At 68.3% G+C, this 23716-nt stretch carries 21 protein-coding genes; 16 read left to right on the plus strand and 5 right to left on the minus strand.

Features of this window, described 5'->3' with window-relative positions:
• Window positions 1-212: 212 nt before the first annotated feature.
• The gene (locus J5X86_RS10005) at window positions 213-4640 is read right to left on the minus strand and encodes an FtsK/SpoIIIE domain-containing protein (RefSeq protein ID WP_308124487.1); all 4428 of its coding nucleotides are present in this window, start codon (window positions 4638-4640) and stop codon (window positions 213-215) included.
• Window positions 4641-4667: 27 nt separating this feature from the next.
• Window positions 4668-6182, minus strand: a complete 1515-nt coding sequence (locus J5X86_RS10010) for a serine/threonine-protein kinase (RefSeq protein ID WP_208516369.1) — start codon at window positions 6180-6182, stop codon at window positions 4668-4670.
• 112 nt (window positions 6183-6294) lie between these two features.
• Between J5X86_RS10010 and J5X86_RS10015 the strand changes: the two genes are divergently transcribed.
• From J5X86_RS10015 to J5X86_RS52430, 11 genes are all read left to right on the plus strand, one after another.
• Entirely contained in the window at window positions 6295-6585 is a 291-nt protein-coding gene (locus J5X86_RS10015; protein ID WP_208516370.1) for a hypothetical protein, read from the plus strand.
• A 10-nt stretch (window positions 6586-6595) separates the two neighbouring features.
• The gene (locus tag J5X86_RS10020) at window positions 6596-6892 is read left to right on the plus strand and encodes a WXG100 family type VII secretion target (RefSeq protein ID WP_208516371.1); all 297 of its coding nucleotides are present in this window, start codon (window positions 6596-6598) and stop codon (window positions 6890-6892) included.
• 20 nt (window positions 6893-6912) lie between these two features.
• Window positions 6913-8340, plus strand: coding sequence for a YwqJ-related putative deaminase (locus tag J5X86_RS10025; protein ID WP_208516372.1), 1428 nt, complete (start codon window positions 6913-6915; stop codon window positions 8338-8340).
• Window positions 8341-8374: 34 nt separating this feature from the next.
• Window positions 8375-8857, plus strand: coding sequence for an SUKH-3 domain-containing protein (locus J5X86_RS10030; RefSeq protein ID WP_208516373.1), 483 nt, complete (start codon window positions 8375-8377; stop codon window positions 8855-8857).
• Window positions 8850-9239 (plus strand): YwqJ-related putative deaminase, encoded by a 390-nt coding sequence (locus J5X86_RS10035; protein ID WP_208516374.1) that lies wholly within the window; start codon window positions 8850-8852, stop codon window positions 9237-9239. Before J5X86_RS10030 ends, J5X86_RS10035 begins: the two co-directional genes overlap by 8 nt.
• 1064 nt (window positions 9240-10303) lie before the next feature.
• Entirely contained in the window at window positions 10304-10507 is a 204-nt protein-coding gene (locus J5X86_RS10040; protein ID WP_208516375.1) for a hypothetical protein, read from the plus strand.
• Window positions 10500-10913 carry a type II toxin-antitoxin system VapC family toxin gene (locus tag J5X86_RS10045; protein WP_208516376.1) on the plus strand — a complete coding sequence of 138 codons (414 nt, stop codon included), beginning with the start codon at window positions 10500-10502 and terminating at the stop codon, window positions 10911-10913. The genes J5X86_RS10040 and J5X86_RS10045 overlap by 8 nt, the downstream gene beginning before the upstream one ends.
• A 506-nt stretch (window positions 10914-11419) precedes the next feature.
• Window positions 11420-11863, plus strand: coding sequence for a hypothetical protein (locus J5X86_RS52425; RefSeq protein WP_308124488.1), 444 nt, complete (start codon window positions 11420-11422; stop codon window positions 11861-11863).
• A complete protein-coding gene (locus tag J5X86_RS10055) occupies window positions 11860-12462 on the plus strand; it encodes a 3'-5' exonuclease (protein WP_208516377.1) in 603 nt (200 codons plus the stop codon). Before J5X86_RS52425 ends, J5X86_RS10055 begins: the two co-directional genes overlap by 4 nt.
• A complete protein-coding gene (locus J5X86_RS10060; protein ID WP_308124489.1) occupies window positions 12459-12986 on the plus strand; it encodes an AAA family ATPase in 528 nt (175 codons plus the stop codon). Before J5X86_RS10055 ends, J5X86_RS10060 begins: the two co-directional genes overlap by 4 nt.
• Window positions 12987-14211: 1225 nt before the next feature.
• Window positions 14212-16785: an NPCBM/NEW2 domain-containing protein gene (locus J5X86_RS52430; RefSeq protein ID WP_308124490.1), complete on the plus strand. Its 2574-nt coding sequence runs from the start codon at window positions 14212-14214 to the stop codon at window positions 16783-16785.
• A 39-nt stretch (window positions 16786-16824) separates the two neighbouring features.
• Here the strand turns inward: J5X86_RS52430 and J5X86_RS10070 are convergent, their stop codons facing one another.
• Window positions 16825-17265, minus strand: a complete 441-nt coding sequence (locus J5X86_RS10070; protein WP_208516568.1) for a VOC family protein — start codon at window positions 17263-17265, stop codon at window positions 16825-16827.
• A gap of 190 nt (window positions 17266-17455) precedes the next feature.
• On the opposite strand from J5X86_RS10070, the gene J5X86_RS10075 reads away from it, so the two are divergent.
• Window positions 17456-17899, plus strand: a complete 444-nt coding sequence (locus J5X86_RS10075; protein ID WP_208516380.1) for a protein-tyrosine phosphatase family protein — start codon at window positions 17456-17458, stop codon at window positions 17897-17899.
• A gap of 44 nt (window positions 17900-17943) precedes the next feature.
• On the opposite strand, the gene J5X86_RS10080 is transcribed toward J5X86_RS10075, so the two are convergent.
• Entirely contained in the window at window positions 17944-18735 is a 792-nt protein-coding gene (locus J5X86_RS10080; protein WP_208516381.1) for a polysaccharide lyase family 7 protein, read from the minus strand.
• A gap of 466 nt (window positions 18736-19201) precedes the next feature.
• On the opposite strand from J5X86_RS10080, the gene J5X86_RS10085 reads away from it, so the two are divergent.
• Window positions 19202-19969 carry a GNAT family N-acetyltransferase gene (locus tag J5X86_RS10085; protein WP_208516382.1) on the plus strand — a complete coding sequence of 256 codons (768 nt, stop codon included), beginning with the start codon at window positions 19202-19204 and terminating at the stop codon, window positions 19967-19969.
• 72 nt (window positions 19970-20041) lie between these two features.
• On the opposite strand, the gene J5X86_RS10090 is transcribed toward J5X86_RS10085, so the two are convergent.
• Entirely contained in the window at window positions 20042-20683 is a 642-nt protein-coding gene (locus tag J5X86_RS10090; protein ID WP_208516383.1) for a CatB-related O-acetyltransferase, read from the minus strand.
• 263 nt (window positions 20684-20946) lie between these two features.
• On the opposite strand from J5X86_RS10090, the gene J5X86_RS10095 reads away from it, so the two are divergent.
• From J5X86_RS10095 to J5X86_RS10105, 3 genes are all read left to right on the plus strand, one after another.
• The gene (locus J5X86_RS10095) at window positions 20947-22506 is read left to right on the plus strand and encodes an FG-GAP and VCBS repeat-containing protein (protein ID WP_208516384.1); all 1560 of its coding nucleotides are present in this window, start codon (window positions 20947-20949) and stop codon (window positions 22504-22506) included.
• A 107-nt stretch (window positions 22507-22613) separates the two neighbouring features.
• A complete protein-coding gene (gene trxA / locus J5X86_RS10100) occupies window positions 22614-23054 on the plus strand; it encodes a thioredoxin (RefSeq protein ID WP_078641234.1) in 441 nt (146 codons plus the stop codon).
• Window positions 23047-23694 carry a histidine phosphatase family protein gene (locus tag J5X86_RS10105; RefSeq protein ID WP_208516385.1) on the plus strand — a complete coding sequence of 216 codons (648 nt, stop codon included), beginning with the start codon at window positions 23047-23049 and terminating at the stop codon, window positions 23692-23694. Before trxA ends, J5X86_RS10105 begins: the two co-directional genes overlap by 8 nt.
• Window positions 23695-23716 lie beyond the last annotated feature (22 nt).

The raw sequence follows: 23716 nt of genomic DNA on the forward strand, positions 1-23716 counted from the left end.
CCCCCTGGAAGTCAGTCCCCGGCAACCGCGCTCCTGTCAGAATCGCCCGCCGGCCGGCGCCCCGCGCACTGGTGTCTCGTGACCCTGATTGTGTTACTTCGAGTTGTTATTGACGAGTTTCTTCACGCTGGTCTGTGCGAGTCGGGCTTTGGCGAGGATCTCGTCGGCGGTCGCGGTCAAGGTGAAGGGCTTTCGGCGCGCTTGTCTCCGGCTTATTCGGGTGTGGCCAGTTGGAGGAGGGTGGGGGTCTGGCCGGTGGCGAGGTAGCTGCGGCCGGGCGGTGCGTTGAAGTATTGGTCGGGTTCGAGGGTGATGGTGTGGGCGATGGCGGTGGGGCGGCTGGTGGGGGTGAGGAGGATCCGGTGTCCCGTGGTGATGATGGTGTTGATCAGGCGTGCGAGGGGGTTGGGGAAGCCGGTGAGGATGGGGGTGGCGTCGGCGGTGAGGATGAGGGCGTGGTGGCCGCGGGCGGAGAGGCGGGTGATGTCGTCGAGGAGGGTGGGGGCGTCGGTGAAGCCTTGCTGGGTGGGCTGGAGGGTGATGTGGTCGGCGTCGTCGAGGATCACCGTGTAGGGGCAGTCGCCGAATGCCGCGGCTGCGTCGCGGAGGTCGGAGTCCTTGAGCGAGATGCCGGTGAGGACGCGCACGCCGGCGTCGTCGGGAAGCAGGTGGGGCAGGGGGGAGCGGGGCGGGGCGATGGCGAACACGCCGATGCCCGCTCGGCGCAGTGAGTGGGCGAGTGCGGCGGCGGTGGTGGTGCGGCCCGAGCCGTGGGGTCCGGAGAGCAGCAGCAGGTGGGGTCCTTGGACGAGGTCGACGCCGATGGTGGTGTGGTCGGGTCCGCCGACTCCGAGGGGGATCCAGCTGGGGGATTGCGGCGTCTCGGGCAAGGGCAGTTCGTCGAGGGTCACATAGGTGGGCAGGGCGGGGAACTGTCGCGGTAGACGTGTGGGGTCGGCATCGGGGAACTGGGAGGGGAGGTCGGCGGGGGGTGTGGTGGGGTGGCAGATGTGGAGGTGTCGGCCGGTGGCGGCGTCGATCGCCCGGCCGGGCAGGATGGGTGGGCTGGTCATCCGCGAGGTCAGGTGTGCGCGGCGGGTCTCTTCCTTCGGGAAGGGCAGGAGCAGGCGGCGGGTGTAGTAGGTGGGGAGCTTGTGGTTGAGCATGTCGTGTCCGCCCAGCGGCACGATGTGTACTCCCAGCGGGGCTCCTGCGGCGACGATGCCGCGCAGGGTGGTGAGCAGCGAGGTCTCGGTGAACGAGGGGTCGCTGTGGTCCTCGAAGTGCTCCCAGCCGTCGATGATGACCACGATGCGGGGGAGAGGCGCGGCCCGGGGTATGGACCTGGTGGTGGCGCGGCGGTGGACTTCCTGGTCGAGCCAGGTGATGAGGCGTCGGATGCGGTCGGGCTCGGCGGGGGAGAAGACGCCGCCGCAGTGCGGCAGGTGGCTGTAGTCGGACAGTCCGGCCGGGTGGCGTTCGATGATGTAGAGGTGGGCCTGGTCGGGGCGGAGCCTGGTGGCGAGGCTCGTGATCAGGGCGCGGGCGAAGGTGGTGCGGCCGGATTGAGGGCCGCCGGCGACCAGCAGCCTGTCTGTGCCGGCGAGGTCGAGGAACTCGGTGGGCTGGGCCTGCTCTTTTGGATCGTCGGCCAAGCCGAACGGCACGTCCGTGGCGGGAGGAGCGGCGGTCTGGCTGTTGGTGAGGCCCTCCAGCGCCATGGTGACGGGCAGTGGGGGCAGCAGGGGCCGGAACGGGGCGGCGAGCCCGCTGTGCCGGGCGGCTTCTTCGATGGCGGCGATGGCCAGGTCCTGATCGGTGGGCGCCTCGCCGTGCCTGGTGTGCTCCGGGGGGCGGGGCGCGCCGAAGTCCGCCCATCGCAGGGCGCGGACGGTAACGGGCTGGGCTGCGCCGGATGGTGGCGGGGCGCCGAGGTAGCCGGACTGGAACACCTGCGGGATACGGGTTTCGCCGGTGGTGCACAGGATCATGCCGCGGCCGCGCAGGGAGCCGGGGATGGCGGCGGCGTCGGGTGCGCCGAGGACTTCGGTGCTGTCGGCGGGCTCGTTCTGCCGCAGGCTGATCCGCAGTGAGATGTTGTTCTTGAGCTCGGGCGAGAGCTTGCCTTGCAGTGACTGGGTGGCCAGTACCAGGTGCATGCCGAGTGAGCGGCCTTTGGCGGCGACGTTGACCAGTTCCTTGAGGAAGTCGGGTGAGCTTTCCAGCACGCGGGCGAACTCGTCGAAGACCATCACCAGGCGCGGCAGCGGCGGCATGCCGGGGTCGGTGCGGCGCTTGCGCCAGTACCTGTCGATCTCTCCGTCGTACCGGGCGAGCAGAGATTCGCGGCGGCTGACCTCGGCGCGTACGGAGGCCAGCACGCGGTCCGCGGCGGCGGAGTCGAACACGTCGGCGGGTGTCTCGCCGGTGGAACGGATCAGCGCGACCACGTGGGGGCAGTGCTGGAACGGCAGGAACGCGCTGCCTCCTTTGAAGTCGACCAGGACGAGGTTGAGTTCGTCGGGCCGGTTGGCCAGCAGCAGGGAGGTCACCAGGGTCTGCAGCAGGATGCTCTTGCCTGCTCCGGTGGCCCCGCCGAGCATGGTGTGCGGGCCTTGGCGGGCCAGGTCGACGGTCACCGGGCCGCTGGCATCCGCACCCAGTACGACACGCGTCTGTGGTCCCTGCCCCCTGCTCCAGAGGCCGGCGACGTCATCGGCGGTCGGTATGCCAACGCCGAGCAGGTCGAGGAAGCGCATATGGTCGGGGACGGCGTTCAGCGTGGAGGCGAGGGTGAGCCGGTCGCGCATGGGGGCGAGGGCCCGGGCCAGTGGCTCGGCGGCCGCCTCGCCGAGCGCGTCGGGCTTGGCTGTGACGGGGTGGCCGTCCGGAGTGGTGGTGAGACGCAGAGTGTCATGGTCCGTCTCGCACAGGCCGCGGCACTCGTTCATGCCGCGCTGGTCGGCGCAGACCAGATAGATGCCAACCGAAGGTCCGTCGCGGAGCACCTCGTCCATACCGGGGAGTTCCCGCAGGGCCAAGGCGCCGTCCAGTACGACGACGACTTCCTCGGCGAAGCGGACCGTGGAGGAGGTGGCGCGCTCCGCCCGCCGCGCAGTGATGAGCCTTCTCAACTCCTGCACCGATGCCACGCGAGTGGCATCGGTATTGCCGATCGAGCAGGGAATGGCCGCGGCGTGGCCCGCGTCCACGTGCGGCAGCCATCGTGTCCAGGCCAAACCGTCGTGGCCGGCCGCCGTGATCACCATGATGCGCAAGTCATCGGGGCCACGCAGGGTACTCAGCTGAATCAACAGCCACCTCAGCAGTGACTGCACCGGCTTGCCAGGCCCGACCACCCCGAGCACGCCGGTGGCCCGCAGATCCACCGTGACCGGCACCATGCGCAACATCGGCACCTGGAACCCCTCCCAGGGCTCGCCGCGCAAGTCCACCGCTGCCCGCTGGTCGGCGACTCCCACCCGCAGTACCAGCCCGTGCGGGGAATCCATCCTTCGCGGCCAAAGGTCTGACCGCACCCCCGTGGCGGCCTCCGCGATCTGTACGGGGCCCGGGCCCAGCCGCCGCCGCACACGCTGCTCCTCGGCTACATGGGTATCGATCTTGTCCTGGGTGGTCTTCTTCGCCTTGGCGAAGGCAGCCTCGTTCTCCTGGTGCTGCTTGTCCTGGATGAATTGCATGACGAGGAAGCCCAGGACACCGAGCAGCCCGAACCACAGCATGGACATCCGATGCATCGTCAGGGCCATCAGCACAGCCCCGCCCACGGGCAGCAGGGCGGACAACGCCATCATGCCCGTGTTGCGCACAAGGACCTGCTGCACCGGTAGGGTCGCCTCAGTGCGCGGGATCGCCGGGGCAGCGGCGAAGGCCCGATCGAAGTCCAGTCGCCCATCCGCGCTGCGTGTCGCCCGCAGGGCCTCCGCCGAGTGGGGAGTCCACAGCAACTCGTCGGCGCCCACCTGCATCACGGTGCCCGGCTTCAACGCCGCTCTGCCGGTGACCCTGGCACTACCGACGAACGTGCCGTTGGTCGATCCCCCGTCCACGACGACGGCTCGGCCGTCTTCGGAGATCTCCAGCCTGGCATGCTCGTTGCGCGAGACGTCCAGATCCCGTAGACACACCGCTGCCTTTGAGTTCCTGGCCACGGTGTGCGTCCCCGGAGTCAACGGCACGATGAGGCCCGTGTCCGGCCCGGCGGCCACCGTGAGAACACCCGCCGTATGACCAGGCACAGGACGGAACACCGGCCCAGGAGCCCCCACTCTGATCACCGCGCCCGGTATCAGGGGACTCTCGGCCACGACAGCGCGGGGATCGAGTTCGACGGCCCCGACGAAACACCGCCTGCCGCCCACAGGAACCGGCAGTGACTCCAGCAACGAGCCCACCGTGCTGGTCGGCGTAGCCAGCACCTCGACATCCTGGAGTGTCGATGCTTGAGCGTCCTCAACGGTCAACCGCAGAATCATCGCCGATCCCCGTCCTCGACCATGGCAATACCCCATCCCAAAGCGGCTCAACGGGAATGCTGAGAGGAACATGCTTAGGGCCTCTGCAGCGCACAGAACCGGACCGTGGAGGGCCGCGAGGTTCGTCGAGTGGCTGGCAGGCATGTGTCTCGCGTCGGCGCCCGGCGGTCATCACTGAGGTTGGGGTCCCAGCCCCTCGACGAGCCAACTGTCGCCGCTCCGCCTCAACTGCCACTGCCTGTACTGTCCGTAACCGGCGAGGACAAGGGCTTTTGAGTCACCCTGCAGCTCGACGGACCTGACCTCAAAGCGCTTGATCGCGGCACGTGCCTCGTCGGTGATTTTCTCTTCTTCAGCTTCCTTGCGTTTCTCTGCGTCTTCGCATTCAGGAAACATAATATCGCCGTCGGAGCGCGCATGAGGAACCACGAGTCGGCATGCGGTATCGAAATCATTCAGAAAGTAGGCCCGGAGAAAATTCAATGTAACCTTTTTCGCCTGCGCTTTACGTTCTGCTTCGCCGTTGGAGCTGAGGAGGAAGAAGGCTCCACCTCCCAGAAGAATCGTCACCACCACCGCAAGGGTGATCCATGTGGCCTTTTTCCTCCTCGCGCCGGGTGTGGGGATCAGGGGGTCGACCGGTGGAAAGTCCGGCATGGGGCCGGGCGATTGGGCGTCGGTGTGCTGTCTGATGGTGGTGGGGTGGCCCTCCCAGCCAGCTTGGGAGGAGTGTGTCGGTGGAGCTGACGGTGTGTGCGGTGGTGTGGTCGTCGGTCTGGCAGTGGTGGTGTGGTTCTCACTTATGGCCTGGCTGGGGCGGGCTGGTTCTGTTGTGGGCGGTGGGGTGGTGGCCGCGGTGGTGGTGGAGGGGAGCAGGGCGCGGGCTTCGCCGCTGGTCATCCGGTGGGCGGTGTCGCGGGTCAGGAGTCCGGTGATCAGTGCCGAGAGCGGAGGGCGGCAGTTCAGCGGCGGCAGGTCGTCGTGGAGGATGGCGTGCAAGGTCGCGGCCGGGGTCTGGCGAGCGAACGGATCACATCCCTCGACGGCGTGAAACAACGTCGCGCCGAGCGACCATAGATCCGCCGCGGGCGACGGACCGTGACCATGGAACAGCTCCGGAGCCATGTAGCCGGTCGAGCCTGCGACACCGTGGCGGGTCAGCCGAGTGTCGTCCAATGCGTGCGCGATGCCGAAATCGACGAGCTTCACCTCATCGCCCGGCAGCACCATGATGTTGCTGGGTTTGATGTCCCGGTGGACCAGCCCGATCGAGTGTGCGGCCTCCAGCACCCCGAGCAACTGCCCCGCTATAACGGTCGCTCTCTCTTCTTCCAGGGTTCTGTTCCGCTCCAGGAGCTCCGCCAGCGAGGGCGTCTCCACCAACTCCATGACGATGTAGACAGCGTCGTCCTCGGGTGTCGCCGGCGCGAGATCGTGGATCGCCACGACACCTGGATGGTTGAGCTGTCCTGCCGTACGGGCCTCGCGCAGGGCCCGCTCGGCGAACAGCGACCGTTCCCGCTCCGACAGTCCCGGCGGGAGACGTAGTTCCTTGACTGCCACCGAACGCCGGATCAACTCATCGTCCGCTCTCCAGACCACGCCCATCGCGCCCCGGCCCAGTACGCTGATCAGCCGGTACCGGCCCGCCACCAGCCGTTGTGCCCCCTGGGAATCTGTCCCCACAACCGCGCTCCTATCGGAATCGCTCCCCGGCCGGCACCCCGCGGGCTAGCCTGAGAGCAGGTTATCCAGCGGTGCCGTCAAGTAAAGGTCTTGCGGGGGAGGTCACGGGCCGATGGCTGGGGAATTCGCCTGCGATCCGCAGGAAGCTGTGGTGGTCGCACGTGAGTTGACCCGCATAAGCTCCGATATGCGGCTCTCGCCGCCGCACCCTCTGGACGGTGCTACAGGAATAACGGATTCCGGGGCGGTCGAGGCGGCGCTGAGCGAATTCGTTCAAGCCGTCACCGCAACCCGAACCGCGTTGATCGCCGCGGTCGGCTCGGCAGCGGGGTTGTTCGCCGGGCTGGCGGAAGGCACCCTCGACCTGGACAAGGCATTCGCTGACCGAGCTACGGAGACATGAGGGGGCCCTGATGGCTGATGTGAATGTCGGCTACGACGGTGTGAACCGAGCAGCCGGGCAGTTGAAGAGCGGGCAGACCGAGATGAGCGGACAGCTCCAGTCCCTCAAGACCATGATCGACCAGTTGGTGACCAGCGAGTTCCGCACCCAGCTGGCCTCGAGCAAGTTCCAGGACTCCTACCAGCAGTGGACCACCGGCGCCCAGAACATGCTGCAGGGCCTGGAGGGCATGGCCGCCTATCTCAGCGACGTCGTACGGTCCCACCAGGAGTTGGACGCCCGGCTCGCCGGGGGCGCCGGCAGCTGACCTGACCTCGTATCAGAGATATGGAGGACTGGAGAGTTCTGGACCTGCCGGGAGATCCCGTCCCGGGCGACCCCACACAGATCCAGACCCTTGCGGCGCGGCTGAAACGTGAAGCCGAGTACGCCGAACAGCACGCCAACCGGCTCCACCAGATCGCCGCCAACAGCAGAGACCTCCGCATGCAAGGCGACTACGCCCCACGATTCCTGCGGAGGCTCGCCGAACTCCCACGCCAGGCAGCACGCTTGGGCCCAGCCCACCAAAGCTGCGGCAACGCCCTTGCCGCGTACGCGGAACAACTGGAACAGGCCAAGATCCAGTCCCGGACCGCACTGAGCCTGGGCCTGCAGGCGGACGCCCAGTACAGGGCCGCGTTACAGCAGTTCTGCTCGCTTGTGCCGATGACCTTCTCCGGAGGCGGCGTCTGGCGCGGCTTGAACGGGGCGACCGCGGGGCAGTACAGCCAGTACCAGCGACCTGAAATCCGCCAGATGGCTGTCCAGATCGGCAACTACGCCGGACAAGCCGAACAGGAACGCCAAACCGCGGCACAGATGGCCCGTGCCGCCGCGCGGGCCGCAAACGAAGCCGAGGCCGCATGCGCGCAGGCCATACGCGCAGCGGCACCGAGAGGAAGCGGGGGAAGTGGCGGAAGCGGGGGAAGTGGCGGAAGTGGCGGAAGCGGGGGAAGCGGGGGAAGCGGGGGAAGTGGCGGAAGCGGGGGAAGTGGCGGAAGTGGCGGAAGCGGGGGAAGTGGCGGAAGCGGGGGAAGCGGGGGAAGCGGCGGGAACGGGGGAAGCGGCTCATCCGGCGCGCAGCCGCTGAACCCGCAGCCGCAGTGGCACGGCCAGACGGCCGGAACCACACGCCACCACCGACTGGACGCGCTCAACGCGAACGGCCTGAGCCCGAAGGAGCAACTTGGTCTGTTGGAGGAGCAGACCAAGAAACTCGCCGATGACGCACTGAACACCAGAGGGAACGCGGGTATCGGCAAGGAACGGCTCAAGTCGGGCTGCTCCGGCAGTCTCCTTCATAACGGCGTGGTCACCTCGCACACCAGTATGCAGCACAATGTGCCCAAGAATGTGAGGGGAGAAGACCGGGAAAGGATGAAGGCTACCCAGGGGCCTCTTACGCATCCGGTCGTGAAGGACCTCTACCAGAAAATTGCGGATACTCAGGAGAAGATCGGCACCAGCCATGGGAAGTGTGCCGAGGTCGCCCTGATCTCGGACCGCCTGTACCAGCTCGACCCCACAGGACAGTCGATCAAGACCATCGAGGGCGCGAAGCGCGCGCTGGAGGGTGCGATGATCGATACGCGGACCATCGGCGACATGGTGCATCCGAGGACCGGCGAGGTGGCTCCGCACGGGCACCATCTGCCGGCCTGCGACTCGTGTAAACACGCGCTGCGGGCCTTGGGCATAAAGGTGCATCGTTAGCCGGACACCAGACGAAAGACAAGGAACGCATTCAGTGCCTCGCCAGCTCACGCACGAAGAGATCGACGCCCGACTTCGGACAGCCGGTTGGCATCCCGGGCGCGACGCGGGGGAGGAGGCCGTAGCCGCCCTCATGGCCTCAGCCGTGGGCCAGCTCCAGTCGCATGAATACGAGGCGGACCCTTTCCCGGCCGCGTTCTCCTTCCTCCAGGAATTTGCCTTCCTGGACCTGGAGTTCTCGGGAGATCCGCCGACTGAGCACCTGGTCTTCGAGGTCCGCTTCATCGATGCTGCCCGGGCCGAGGAGATTTCCGAGCTCTCCGCCGACCTCCAGCAGCCGCTGTTTCCCGTGGCCTTCGAGGAGAACGATCGCGGTATGGCCGTCATGGATCCCCTCGGTCGATTTTTCTATATTCACTGGTCGGGGTTCTATTATCTCGGAAAGGGACGCTACGATGTGCTCAACAACCTGCTGACCGGCGACAACCAGGGTGACGCGGCGGAATTCTATGTCTGATACCTCCTTTGGGGTCGCCTCCAGCGTGCTCATTCAGGGCAGCATCTACAGCCAGACCAATCTCACGGGCGAGGGCACCCCTCATCTCCATTCCGCCGTACGGGAGCTCTTCGACGCCCTCCCCGTTGGCCTCCGCGAGCCCTTCGTCGGCTACTGCGCCGAGTCCGCGCTGGTCTCAGACCAGTTGTGGGCCCTGGATAAGGGGCGCACCGGCGGCGGATGGGCCAGCCTTGACGAGGCGGTGCCGCACTTCACCGGTTCGGTGATTTTGTCCAAGCTGATCCGTGAGCCCGGCGACCCCGAGCACGGCCGTACCATCCTGCCCTGCCGTTCCTGCACCGCGCTCCTGGAGCGGCTTGGGGTGGAGATCACGCAACCGTGAGCGGTACGGGGGTGCTCATGCTGGAGACGGCGTTGCGGACGCTCGTGCCGGTGGGCCAGTCGCACGGGTCCACCCTGCTTGTAGGGCGGTGCCCCTTGGTCCCGCCGCCCACTTGTTGGCTCGCGGACCTCATCAACATCCAAGCCAGGGAGCGTGCTTGGTTGCCGGCCCACACGACGCTAACTCTGTGTCCCTGGCAGTCTGTCGGCGCAGAAGCGCAGCCGGGATCGACGGCAGCTTCTGCGGCACCGGATACGCCAGCGAGACATGTGCAGGGCGGCTTCTGGATGATCGCTATTAGGAGGGTCGACTCGGCTCGGGTACCTGCATCGATTCCCGGATGCCAGAATCCACTGGCGAGTCGCCGAGGCCGGCGCCTTCCTGGCATTCGATGGTCCATCCCGCGTGCGCCAGGGCGTCGACTGGCGCTTGCTGGACTCCCTCACCGCTCTGGCCGACGCCAGTCACGTCCACCAGGTCCTGCTCGGAGGCGACACGGTCACATCGACGGCCAGATCCACTGCGGATGGCCCGGGAGTGCCGTTCCTCCTGAGTAGCCTGCGCCCCCGGATCGAGAACGGACTGGGCCCCGACATTGCCTCTGCGATCTTCACTCAGAACCCGGCCTGCGCATTCGCGGTGCAGTGGCGGCACCCATAAGCCGCAAGCGGCCCTGGCTACCACACACGGTCACCGTCACCCCCGCCTCATCCAGGAACTGGCGACAATTGAATACGCGAGCTCACCAGTGCGAGGTCGGATTCCGGCGCCCTCGGCTCGATCGGCGCGGGGCGCTGGTGCCGTAGCCCCGGGGGCGGCGATCGGCTCGTGCTAGGTGCTGGTGGCAAAGCAGGTCGGACGCAGGCTGTCAGTATCCGTGAAGCGGAGCTGGGTGCCGGGTTCGTTCCTTGCGGGCGATCAGCCGCATCCACTTTTTGGCGGACCGCGCAGTACGTTACCGAAGGGTTTGGCCGCTCAGGCGTCGTCGCAGGCCTCGCCGTCCGGCTCTATGGGGGCGTCCACGCGGATGGCGGCGGGACCTTGGGCGCGGTACCGCCGTGAAGGTGCATGCCGCTCAGGCCGGCAAGTCCCTCCAGGCGTACGCGCTCGACCTCCTCGCCTGCGACGCGGCTCACCCCGCCCCGGTGGTCCGGGCGGGAGAGACGCGCGGGCAGCGTGCGGTACGACGAGCCCGTGGCACCGCGAACAACCCCGAGACCCGGGGCATGTCCACCGACGAACTCATGGAGCTTCTGCGCGGTGAGTGACGTCCCGACTCTGGTCGACTCCTGCGTCCTGCTCGACATGCTGGGTGACGACCCGAAGTGGGCCGAATGGTCCGTCGGGAAGATCGCCGAGGCCGTCGACGGCGGCGCGGTGATCAACCCACTCATCTACACCGAGGTGTCCATCCAGTACACCCGCTGTGAGGACCTGGACGCCGCCATCCCCGCCGAGGACTACGCACGCGAAGCCCTCCCCTGGGAAGCGGGGTTCCTCGCCGGTAAGGCGTTCTTGAAGTACCGGCGAGCCGGAGGAGTCAGGACGGCTCCGTTGCCCGACTTCTACATCGGTGCGCATGCGGCCGTGAAGGGGTATCGGCTCCTGACCCGGTACCGAAAAGACTTCCGCTCTTACTTCCCGAAACTGGAGATCATCTCCCCCGACGAGTAGCAGCAGCCAGTCTCCAGGAGCCCGGGGAACGGGCCCAGGGGCTGGCCAGGGGCCGGAACGACCGGGAAAGATCAGTAAAGGCCGGGTCCTTGCCGGACGGAAATGCGGCCCTGGCCTGCGAAAACGGGAAGCATAAGGCAGGATCGGGAAGATCACGGACGATCCTCAAAGGACTCATAATCCGTCGGCCGTGGGTTCGAGTCCCACCCGCCCCACCAGGGCACTACGCGGGCAGACCCATCCTGACCTGCGCAGGCGCAGATACGGGAGTCGCCGCGCTGACGCGGTGGCTCCCGTTCATTCGTTCAGACCAAGATCCAGGGGACACACAGGGGACACGGGGCCGGTTCAGTGGACAGATGGCCGTCACGCTGCCTTCCGACGCCCGTTCGGAGCTCGGCGAGTGGTCCGGGCTCCGGCTGGCGGCGGTCCCGCCAGTGGCGCCCAGCCGTCCAGGTCCGGGGTAGCACGCTTGTGTAGGTGTCGGAGGTGATCTGGCGCGAGGAGTGCCCCAGCTTCTCCTGGACCACCTTGATGTCGGTCCCGGCGAGCAGGGACAGAGCGGCTGCGAGGTGACGCAGGTCGTCCAGAGGAGCGGCTTCGGCCGGGTGACCGACGGCAGCTCCACGAGCTGTGCCCAGTTCTTGGCGAGCGCCTCCTCCGTTTTGATGCCCCAGGACAGGGCGGAGCTGATCGTGACGTTGACGCGGTGCCTGGGCCAAGCCCGACCTGGCGGACGTCACCGCAAGCGCCCGAGCCCTTGGCGCACCGGGTCCGTTGAGATCACTGACCGGGCCATCATCGTGGAGGGTCTGGACGAGCCGCCGCGCCACTACCTCCAGCACGGCTACGGCTACCAGTGCCACGACCGCGAGAAGCCTCACCACTACCGCCGGCACGGCCGTGCCCCCATCGGCTGGCCGGCGGAGAACGGAACACCCGCACCATGAACTTCGCGACCTGGCCCGCACTGTTCGTCGTGGACGTCGAAGGCAACGGCGCCAACCCGCCCGACCTGGTCGAGGTGGCCGCGCTACCCGTTCGCGACGGCGGGCCGGACACCAGCACGGCCGGGGCGTGGCTCATCCGCCCGCCCCGGCCCGTCACCCTCCGCGCCGCCAGCATCCACGGCCTGACCAACGGGCTATTGGCGCAGTCGCCCGGATGGGGGGAGATCGCCGCGCGGGTCCACGGGCTCCTGGGCAAGGCGTGGATCTGCGCCCACAACGCGCACACGGACTACCGAGTACTCAAGGCGCACCTGCCGGATTGGGAACCGGCCGGAGTCCTCGACACGCTCCGCCTGGCCAAGGCCACGTACAAGGACCTGCCCGGTTACAGCCTCGACGCCCTGATCAAGCACACCGCGCCGGACCTCAGGGCCGCTCCCGCCCAGCGGCACCGTGCCACCTACGACGCCTACGCCACCGCACAGCTCCTCATCGCCATGGCCAGCCACTACGACACCTGGGACCAGCTCGTCGCCGCGGCCGTGCCGCCCGGCCTGCCTGGCGCCCCTATGCCAGAAGAGGACCCCACCCTGTGGTGACCCACCAGCCACCCATCCGTATCGGCGTGCTCGGCACTCACTCCACCGGCAAGACGACACTGCTCAAGCGGATCCAGATGCAACTGCGCGGCCGCGGGCTCACCGTGGCCCGCACGGGCCGACTCGCCAAACGCGCCGCCGCCATCGGCCTGCCGAAGATGCGGCACCACACCGCTGCCTCCACCGAGTGGATCATCACGCAGGGCATCGCCGACGACATCGCCGCCGCAGCACAAGGCGCCGACGTCGTCCTCGTCGACCGCGCCTCCTTCGACGCCCTCGCGTACTACCACGCGTACTACCACGCGGCCCTTGAGCACCGCGGTGAGCACTCGCACCGGCTGGAGAGGGAACGCCTGCGGCTCCTTGCCTCGACGCAGGCGCCGAAGTACGACCTCCTTCTCGCGACCGTGCTGGACTTGACCAGCAACTTCAGCTTGGACAACGCTCACTGCACGGGCGTCCGGGGGCGCGGCACGAAGTGGAAGGGGCGGCCGCCGTCGTCAACAGTGAGCGTCCCGTGACGGCCGGCACTCGACCACTCCAATTCAAGGTGCCACTCGATTTCGAAGGCCGAGGCGGCGGGGTAGACCTCGAATAGTTCAGGGTCACTGCTGGTGACAGTGAATGGAAAGTCCGGGCCGTCCAGGGGCCGGAGAACCGGGTGATCTGCGTCCAGGTCGGTGGTGAACCCCCGCGTCTCCAGCATGCTCATGATCAGGCCCCAATGTTGCGCAGGACGCGGGACTTTACGGGAGAGCACGACAGGACGCATTCCCCTGAGCACCACGGCCTGTGTAGCAAGCCCTTCCACGAGGACGCTGGCCCCATCTTCTGGAGTCCACGTGCCTGCCCACGTATGGGGGGCGGCAGGTTCGTCTGCCCACCGATAGACGTCATTGGCCGTCCGGATACTTGAACCGGTCGCCATACAGGGGGTCTCGAGTCCTCGCGACTCATTGGCGTGGTGGATGGTGACGCCACCATGGATGACGCCCGCTTGGACAACTGGACCGTCCACGTGCGAACGGTCGGACAAGGAGTTCTCGGTGTGCAGTCGCTGCACCGGCTCTGTCGGTTCCTCAGGCACGCCTAACTCCCCCATGTGATCCCACCAGTGCCAACGGTTCCATCAGCGTGGCACAGGTCACCTGGGGCCGTCCGGATTTCTATGTTCTCGTGTGCTTCTCGTCGCCGAGTTCCTGTGATCCGTCCCGAACGAGCGGGCGCAGAGCAAAGCGGGGGCGGGCGTGCTGGAGAAGATCACGGCTCGGCGGCCTTCCCCGGACGCTCCTCGGAGATCACCACCGCCTGCCACAACAAGATCGTCGAACGGCTGCGGGAGGCCGATCTCGGCTTCGGTGACCGGGTGACCGGGTGACCAGGTGGACAGTGACGGTGGTCGGGGTGCTCGGTCTTGTGGGGTCACGAACGGCAGGTGCCGCAGCGGTGGGAGCGGGTCTCTTCGACGCCGCAGGTCCTCGCGATGCGATCGCGGATCGTGCCTTGCCCTTCTGATTAGTCAGCCTCTATCTTCCTTCACAGTCGATTCATCGGATATCGCGCTCGGTCCTTGGAAGGGACGCCATGAGATCCAGACATCCGTGGTCCGCCCGCACGTTGCGCCGTTTCAAGGTGCTCACCTGCGCTATCGCGGCATGCGGTGCTGCGGCACTGTGCTTCGTGGCCCCCGCTTCCGCGGCCGAACGGATCGCGGACGATACTCACCGGGCTTCAGTCATCGGACCTGTGGCCAGCCGAGCGTCGGTCGACAACTCCAAACGAACCGTCGTCGACGTCACGGACTTCGGCGCGGACCGCACCGGAAAGTCGGACTCCGCGGCCGGGATCGCGGCGGCCATCACGCACGCGAAGCGCCTCCACCGCCCCACGACGATCCGCTTCAAACCCGGCACGTACCAGATCTATCCCGAGCGCACTCCCAAGCGGGAGCTGTACGTCAGCAACACGGTCGGCACCGACCAGGCGTTCAAGACGAAGAACATCGGCATCCTCCTTGAGGACATGCACGACGTCGTGGTGGACGGCGGCGGCGCGACCATCCTCAATCACGGGTTCCAGACCATCTTCGCCACGATCCGCTCCACCGACGTACGGTTCACCAACTTCACTCAGGACTGGGTCACCCCAAAGACGGTCGACATCACGGTTGCCGAGACCGGCGTCAGGAACGGACGGGCCTACCGCGTCATCTCGGTGCCCCGGACCTACCACTACGCCGTGGAGGGCGCCTCGGTCCGCTGGACGGGGGAGCGGAGTCCGGTGACCGGGCAGCCGTACTGGACGGGCACGAACTCCTTCAACTACGCGCAGGTTCACGACCCTTCGTCCAACCGGACCTGGCGTACGTCGAACCCGGTCTTCGAGAACGTAGCCAAGATCACCGACCTGGGCAGTAACCGACTGGAGATCGTCTACAGGAGCGGCGCCGCACCGACGGACGACGGATACGTCTATGCCATGCGTGAGGACACACGGGACACGCCCGGTGCCCTGTTCTGGGAGTCGGCCCGGATCACCGTCGACCACATGCGGCTCGGCTACCTGCACGGCTTCGGACTTGTCGGCCAGTTCAGCGAGGACATCACCATCGACTCGGTCGTGTTCAAGACCGACCGCAGGACCGGCCGCGTCACGTCCTCCTTCGCCGACCACATTCAAATGTCGGGGGTCAAAGGCACCGTACGCATCACCAACTGCGTCTTCGACAACCCGCAGGACGACCCCATCAACGTCCACGGCACCTACCTCGAGGCAACCGGCCTGGACGCGGAGCGCAAGCAACTGGATCTGCGCTACATGCACAACGAGACGTCGGGCTTTCCCCAGTTCTACCCCGGCGACGTGATCGAGCTGGTCAACAGACGCACCATGCTGGCAGTGCCCGGCGCCACGGCAACCGTTGTCTCCGTGGACGGACCCACCGGCCGGAGTGTGCCTGCCGGCGCCGATCCGGAGACGTACCTGCGCAATATGACCGTGACGCTCGACCGAGCCCTGCCCAAGTCGGTCGCCGACACCCCCGGCGACTATGCCGCGGAGAACATCAGTTACACCCCGTCCGTCGTGATCAAGGGCAACACATTCCAGGCGGTCCCCACCCGGGGCATTCTCGTCACCACCCGCAAGCCGGTGCTGATCGAGAACAACCACTTCGACGGTATGACCATGTCCAGCATCTCCATCTCGTCCGACGCACGCTCCTGGTACGAGTCCGGGCCCGTACGGGACGTCGTCATCCGCGGCAACGTCTTCGACCGTCCGGCAAGCCCGGTGATCTTCTTCGACCCCACCAACCAGGACGCCGTCGCCGGACAGCCGGTGCACCGCAACGTCCGCATCGAGGACAACGACTTCAACCTCACCTCCGCGACGGTGATCTCCGGCCGCAGTGTCGGCGACCTCACCTTCCGCGGCAACAGGATCCAGCACTACGCCGGCCTGCACCTGACCGGGTCGGGCCGGCCGCTGTACGTCGGCAGCACCGCAACCCTCTCCACGGACGCGCCACCCGCGAACAACACCGCCCCGCTCTTCACCTTCGACGGTGCCGACGACATCACTCTCGCCGGCAACACCTACGACAAGGGCTTCAACAAGCGAGTCAACACCGCGGGTATGCCTGTCTCGGAGGTCACCGTCGTCCGTGACGATCTCGCCCTGAACGCCGACAACATCACGAGCGCACCCGTGTCGGTCACCTACACCAGCTCGGCCCCCTCCGTCGCCACCGTCGACAGCCACGGAGTGGTCACGGGAGTCGGCGTCGGTCGGTCCGTCATCACGGCCCAGGCCACGTACGACGGCAAACGGGTCCGCTCCAACCCCGTGACGGTGTCGGTGGCGGCTCCACCTGCCCCGCCGACCGGTGAGGCGTGGGTGAGCGACCTGACCTTCACCTCCCAGACCAATGGCTGGGGCCCGGTCGAAGCCGACCAGAGCAACGGCGATTTGGCCGTCGGAGACGGCCGCACCCTCACGATCGGCACCACGGCCTATGCCAAGGGCCTCGGCGTGCACGCTCCCTCCGAGGTCGGCCTCCACCTCGGCAAACAGTGCTCCAGGCTGACCGCTGCCGTCGGCGTGGACGCGGAGGTGGCACAGAACGGCAGTGTCGCTTTCGAAGTCTGGGCGGACGGCAAGCAAGTGTGGAAGAGCCCTGTTCTGAAGGGCGCCGACCCGGCGAGTCCCGTCGATGTCGATCTCACGGGCGCGACCAAACTCCAGTTGCGAGTCACCGACGGCGGTGACGGCAGCTCCTACGACCATGCCGACTGGGCAGACGCACGACTGACTTGCTGAACCGTCAGGCACCGCACTGTGCGCGGGAAACCGGTTGAGTCAACGGTCGGCGAACACCCCCTGGAGCATGCCGGTGGCCTGGCCGACCTCGATGAGGTAGCCATCGGGGTCGCGCAGATAGCAGCGCAGCTCGGCCTTGCGATCGAGGGGCTCCGTGAGGAACTCCGCGCCTTTGGCCACGGCATCGGCGTAGAAGGCGCCGATATCGGCGACACGGACGTTCAGGAAACTGGACACGGTGGCACCGTTCTCCGGCGGCACAAGCGTCACCTCGGGCTTGTCCGGGGTGGGCCCGCCTCCGGGGTTCATGATGATCCAGCTGTTGGCCACCTGCACGATGGCCGGGTTCTCCTCCAGTACGACCTCGCCGCCGAAGATGTCGGCGTAGAAGCGTCTCGATCTCACGACGTCGCGCACGGTCAGGAAGTGGGTGAGAACGAGCCCTTGCTCAGGTGTGGGCAGATTGCCGGGAGTCGTCATGGCCGTGGCCCTTTCTTCCCAGCGGGGAGTCGAGCCGAGCACACCGGACCGCACTCCGCTCACGCCCCGCTCGTCTCCTGTGGGTAACCCCGTGCGAGCGGGATATGCGCCCGAACGGACTACGCTGTTCAAAGGTGGCTGCACTTCGACCTTCGAGAGATGCGGGTCTTCGGACCGGGAGCGGGGACCGATGAGCGACGCACCACTGCCGGGCGCCCTTCGGCTCCCCGATGGCTCCTGGGTCCGTGGCCGGGGCCTGCGCCACCCACGACCGGACGGGCCGCTGCCCGGCTTCGGCCTCTACCTGGGGTCCACCCGGCTGCGCCAGCGGCATGACGGGGAGCTGGAGTGGGAGCGCGCGTGGATCGAGTGGCCCGATTTCCTGCTGCCGCGTGACCGTGACCTGGCCGTGCGGCAGATCCGCGCGCTGCACCAGCGGGCACGGGCGGGCACGCCCGTCGAAGTCGCCTGCGGAGGCGGCGTCGGGCGTACCGGGACCGTCATCGCCTGCCTGGCCATCATGGCGGGGGTGTCGTCCGCGGACGCGGTGGCCTGGACGCGCGTGCACCATCATCCCCGCGCCGTCGAGACCCCTTGGCAGCGGCGCTGGGTGGCTCGGTTCCCGGGCGGCTGACACCGACGACCCGGCGGCCCCCTTGGCCGCCGGGTCTTGGGCGCTCAGGCGTGGGAGACGGTCAGGCCGTAGAAGCCGACGCGCGCTCCGTTCGTGGTGCTGTCGGAGGACGACTGGTTGTAGGAGCCGGCCTTGAAGTACTGCTTGTAGGAGAAGAAGGACGACGGGATGTCGTAGTGCGTCGTGGCGCCGTTGACCGTCAGGTCGATGGTGTCGCCGCCGGAGACGCCGATCGTGTAGTTCCACGTCTTGCCGACCGACACATTGCCGACGTTGTGCAGCGTCTGGCCGCCCTCGGGCGAGTTCTCCGTACCGAGGACGATGTCGCCGTTGGCGCGGTAGTACAGCTCCACCAGCGGCTTCGTGGAGGATCCGCCCGAGCCGAGGTGGATCTGCCCGACGCAGACGTTCTTCGTCACCGACACCACGCGCAGCGTCGCCTGCAGCTTGTGGGAGCCGCTCAGCGACCAGTCCGCGGCGCCGCCGTTGCGGTTCATCTCGCGCAGTTCGGAGCGGGCGTAGTTGGAGTTCGGCGTGGTGACGCCCTTTTCCGGCGCCCAGAACGTCATCGCTCCGTCGCGTTTGTCGGTGTAGAAGTAGTCGTCCTGGAATCCGTTCGCGCCCTGGAGCCGGGACGAGGGGATGGTCGTCGGCTTGCCGGGGGAGCCGACCGGTTCCTGGAGCTGCCACACCGACAGGTCGAAGTTGCCGCCCGGCGCCTTCGACGGGTCGGCGAAGGTGGCCGTGGGGGAGGCGCCGGCGGGGGCCGCGAGGGCCAGGCCACCGATGACGGTGGTCACGGTCGCCACGGCGGTGAGCAGCGTACGGATGCGCATGGGAATTGCCTTCCCGTGGGGGGTTGGTATGGACCGCGCGTCCATGTACATGAAACGTGTGTTCCGTTATGAACGACGAGATCTGACGAGACGGTAGAGTCGTGGTGTGTCCGCGTCAATCCTCCGTGCGGAGAAAGGCCGCCCAAGGCCGCCCAAGGCCGCTGCGCGACCGTCTGGCAAGGTCGGTGAGAGGCCGGGCAATTGAGGCGCCGCCAAGCGGTGGGGCGGACTTACGCGCCGCCTCTCAAAAACCACGTGTCACTCGGCCACGCCGTGCGATACGTTCCGCATGGCGATTCCACCATCTGTCAAAGGACTGAAGCCCATGGACTCGGCGTCCCCCAGCGGCCGCCGTCGGCACTGAACGATCGGTGCCACACGCGTCTCCTCACGGCGGCCCCACGTATCCGCATACCGTTTCTTTCGCGGCGCCTTACGCCGCGTTTCTTCGTGAGGTCACATCACCATGGGCACTGACGTCCAGAGCTTCGCCGTAGCCAACCTCCGCCGCCGCCCCGTGCTCGTCGAGACCGGGGGCTTCGTGGCGGGGTTCGAGCCCGGTACCACCAGCCCGTACATCAACTACGCGACCCCTCTCCCCGGCACCCGGCCCACCGCCCGGGACGTCAAGGAGCTGATCGAGGCGTTCCGGGTACGCGATCTCAAGCCCCGGCTCGAGTTCGCGCCGGACGCCGCGCCCGCCGTGGAGCCCGCGCTGCGGGAGGCGGGGTTCAGCGTGGAGGCGGTGCACGCGTATCTGGTGTGCACCCCGGACAGGCTCACGCTTCCCCAGGACACGGAGTCCGGTCCGGTGGCCGTCCCGGTGGCGGTCCCGTCCACGGACGAGGACTACCGGGCGATCGACGCCGCGCTGTCCGAGGCGTTCGTTGGTGAGTTCGCCTCCTCTCCGGAGGGGGCGGCCCGGCTGCGCCGCATCCAGGAGGACGGGGGCGCGGTCCGGTTCGTCCGGGCACCCGATGGGGGCTGCGCCGGCGGGGCCACCTGCTCGGCACCCGCCGTGGGCACCGCGGAACTGGCGGGCGTGGGCACTCGGCCCGCCTTCCGCGGCCGGGGCATCGCCGCCGCGGTCACCGCCGCGCTGACCGAGACGATGTTCGCCCGAGGAGCCCAGTCGGTATGGCTGGAGTACTCGGGTGAGGGCTCCCGCCGCGTCTACGAACGCGTCGGCTACCAGCCCCTCGGCACCCGTCTGTACATGAGTCTCGAGCGCTGACAGAAGCTGACAGAAGGGGGGTTTGCTCTACGGTCGCGGCCGTAGAGCAAACCGCGCCCTACTGCTCAGGGTTCAGCGTGGGGCCGCCGCCTCCAGCTCGTCCACGCTTCCGGACATGATCGTGCGGATATGGGCGGTGAGGTGCTCGATCGGCCAGTCCCACCAGGCCAGGGCCAGCAGCCGGGCGATGTCCTCGTCGTCGTAGCGGCGGCGGATGAGCTTGGCCGGGTTGCCGCCGACGATGCCGTAGTCGGGGACGTCGTCCACCACCACGGAACCGGAGGCGATGACCGCGCCGTGGCCGATGCGGACGCCGGGCATCACCGTCGTCCGGTATCCGAACCAGACGTCGTGGCCGACCACGGTGTCGCCCCGGCCCGGCAGGCCGGTGATCAGGTCGAAGTGGTCGGCCCACGAACCGCCCATGATGGGGAAGGGGAAGGTGGAGGGTCCGTCCATACGGTGGTTGGCGCCGTTCATGATGAACCGCACCCCTTCGCCCAGCGCGCAGAACTTCCCGATGACCAGCCGCTCGGGCCCGTAGTGGTAGAGCACATTGCGGGTCTCGAACGCGGTGGGGTCATCCGGGTCGTCGTAGTACGTGAACTCCCCGGCCTCGATCAGCGGCGAGGTGATCAGCGGCTTCAGCAGCACCACCCGTGGCTGCTCGGGCATCGGGTGCAGCACTGTCGGGTCGGCGGGTATGGCCGGCATCGGGCATCGCCCTTCCTCGTCCGGAGAGGTTTTCTCGCCATGATCGCAACCTCGGCGCCCGGTGTCGCGTGCATTCCGCGGGGCGTCCGCGGGGTCGGCCGCGAAGCAACCCGAGCGTGCTTCCTGGAGTCCTTGAGCGGTGAAGCCTTCGTTCGCATCCGCGTTCGTGTCCGTAGCTGTACCCGCTGTCCGTGCCCGTTGTCCGTGCCCGCTGTCCGTGCCTCTTATCCGTGACCGCTCGATCCGCCTCGCGAGGTGCCGCCGTGCGTTCGTCCGTTCCCGTCGCCGCCGTGACCGTGTCCGTGCTGCTGCTCGCCGGGTGCAGCGAGGGCGGCCACGCGGGCCCGAAGCCGGTGGAGGGCGCCACGAAGGGGACGGCCGGTGCCTCGCTCGGGGACTTCAACGGCGACGGTTACGACGACTTCGCCACCGCCATCCGCCCCACCAGCGCCTCCCGGGGGCCGCTGCCCGCCCGGCTGGCGGTGGTCTACGGCTCGGCGCACGGCCTCGACCCGCGGCACCGCCTCGTCGTCGACGGCGCCGAGGACGACTACGTCGGGCCCCTGCTGCGGACCGATCTCGACGGCGACGGCCTCACCGACCTGGTGACGGCACGCTTCCGGCACGGGAGTTCGCCGCGGGGCGAGCGGACGGGTGAGACGGTGATGTTGCGCGGCGGACCCCGTGGGCTGGCCGCGCCGCGCCCGCTCCGGGGCGGCGCGGCCGGATTTCTGGCGCTGGCCGTGGGGGACTTCGACGGGGACGGCGCGGCCGACCTGCTGGCCTCGGCGGCCGACGGCCGGGGTGCGGTACGGGTGCTGTACGGGCCGTTCGGCGCCAAGGCCGGCCCCGCCCGTACCACCCCGCTCCCCACCGGCCGGTCCCACCGCGCGGCACCCGTGACCGCACCTGCCACCGCCACCGCCGGGGACTTCGACGGCGACCATCGCACCGATGTGGTGCTGACCTACCGCTACGGCGCGGTTCAGCCGGAACGGGCGGATCAGCCCGACCAGCCTGACAAGCCCGACCAGCCCGACCAGCCGAATCACCCGGAACCCGACGACACCGCCCCCCTCGACACCCCCGTCGCCCACTACCGCGGCAGCCCCAAGGGCCTGGTGCGGGACAAGCGGCCCGAGGCGCGCCTGGCCCACGCCCTCGGCACGGAGGACGGCCCGCGCGAGCCCGCGGCCGGGGACGCCGACCATGACGGGATCGACGATCTGCTCGCGCCCGGCCAGGGGACCCTCGGCCCCGGGCGGCACCGCGGCTCCGGGCGGCTGACCGTCGTCCACGGCGCCAGGTCCGGTCTGGGCCGGGGGCGTTCGGAGCTCACGGTCGATCCGTCCGGGCCGGGCCTGCCGGGCGACGCACGGCGCGGCGATGGCTTCGGCGGCTCCCCGGCCGTCGGCGACATCACCGGCGACGGCCGTCCCGACCTGGTGGTGGCCACCCCGGAGAAGAACTACGGCAACGGTCGGCTCACCCTGCTGCCCGGTTCACGGCGCGGGCACGGCGGCGAGTACGACCCGGCCGCGAGCGCGCACGAGGGGAACGGCGGGGAGCAGACCCTGGACCTGGACACCCCGGGGGTGCCCGGCCGGCACACTCCGTACGGCTTCGACGCCTTCGCCCCCCAGCCCCCACTCCTCGACGTCGACGGGGACGGACACGACGATGTAATCGCCGCCGCGCCCGGCTACGGTCACGGCAGGACGGGTGGCTTCTGGGTCTTCCGGGGGACCGATCGCGGGCTGTCCACCAGGGATGTACGCCGTTTCACCCCCGCCGACCTGGGCATACGCTTCCGGACGGCCTGACCTGCGGAGCAGCCGTAAGGGCGCCACGGCCCCGGAATAACGGCGGGCGGTGGCGGGGTTACCGTGCATGTGGCATCTGCCGACGTACGGAAGCGGGTAACGCAGGCATGAGCACTAGCACCGTTGAGCTCACCAAGGACAACTTCGACGAGATCGTGTCCGGGAGCGAATTCGTTCTGATCGATTTCTGGGCCTCCTGGTGCGGGCCGTGCCGGATGTTCGCGCCCATCTACGAGAAGGCCGCCGAGCGCCATCAGGATCTGCTGTTCGCCAAGGTGGACACCGAGGCCCAGCCCGAGCTGGCCGCCGCCTTCGACATCCAGTCCATCCCCACGCTGATGATCGTGCGGGAGAATATCGCGGTGTTCGCCCAGCCCGGCGCCCTCCCCGAGCCGGCCCTGGAGGACGTCATCGGCCAGGCCCGCGACCTCGACATGGACAGCGTGCGGGCCTCCATCGCCGCCGCGTCGAACGAGAAGCGGGCCATCGACGAGGAGAAGGAGCAGGCCGCCGCCGGCGACGAGAAGGCGTCCGGCAACCGTGGCTGAGCTGGTGCTGATCCGGCACGGCGAAACCGAGTGGAGCCGGTCGCGCAAGCACACGAGCTGGACCGATCTGCCCCTGACACCGCGCGGTGAGGAGCAGGCCCGCGCCCTGCGCCCGCCGCTCGCCGCGCGGAAGATCGGGCTCACCCTGGTCAGCCCGATGGCGCGGGCCATGCGCACCGCTCGGCTCGCCGGGCTCGAGGACCTCACGGTCGAGCCCGATCTGCACGAATGGGACTACGGCGGCTACGAGGGCATCACCACCACCGAGATCCACCGCACCCGCCCCGGCTGGAACCTGTGGACCGACGGCGTCCCGCCGGGCGGCCCCGACCACCCGGGGGAGTCGCCCGAGCGGGTCGGGGCCCGTGTGGACCGGGTGCTCGACCGGATCGCCGCCGAGCTGGAGGCGGCGGACGGCGCCGATGTGGTGCTGGTGGCGCACGCCCACGTCCTGCGGGTGCTCACCGCCCGCCGGCTGGGCCTGCCCCCGTCCGCCGGTGCGCTCTTCCGGCTGGACACCGCGACCGTGAGTCGACTCGGAACTGAGCATGGTCGCCCGGCCGTGGTCGCCTGGAACGTAGGCTCGGAGTCGATCTCCCGGCAGGGAGCCGCTGGCAGCGGTGGCACCCCCGCTGGGTGATCATCTCCACGCATATCTCACG

It is taken from the genome of Streptomyces sp. NEAU-YJ-81, assembly GCF_017592595.1.
In the GTDB taxonomy this organism is placed as follows: Bacteria; Actinomycetota; Actinomycetes; order Streptomycetales; family Streptomycetaceae; genus Streptomyces; species Streptomyces hygroscopicus_B.